Origin of the sequence: Undibacterium paludis (genome assembly GCF_022568815.1) — a bacterium.
In the GTDB taxonomy this organism is placed as follows: Bacteria; Pseudomonadota; Gammaproteobacteria; order Burkholderiales; family Burkholderiaceae_D; genus Undibacterium.
In genome coordinates, this window is the sequence record NZ_JAKZHX010000075.1 from 1 (window position 1) to 265 (window position 265).

Sequence of the window (265 nt, forward strand, 5' to 3'; positions counted from 1 at the left end):
AACCATCCACGCCAACGGCATCGTTCAGGACTACAGCTATGACGACGGCAACCAGCTGACAGGCATCACCTACAAAAAAGCCGACAACAGCATCATTGGTGACCTGACCTACGGCTACGACGACGGCGGCCGCCGAACCAGAAAGGGCGGCAGTCTGGCAAAAACAGATTTGCCCGATACCGTTACCACCACCAGCTACGACGCCAATAACCGTCTGACCACCTGGGGCAGCCAGATACTCAGTTACGACAAGAACGGCAACCTC

General features: G+C 56.2%; 1 protein-coding gene. It reads left to right on the top strand.

Annotation, left to right across the window (positions count from 1 at the left end; genetic code table 11):
* A partial coding sequence (locus tag LZ463_RS28980) for a hypothetical protein (protein WP_241459795.1) occupies positions 1 to 265 on the top strand: 265 nt, incomplete at both ends.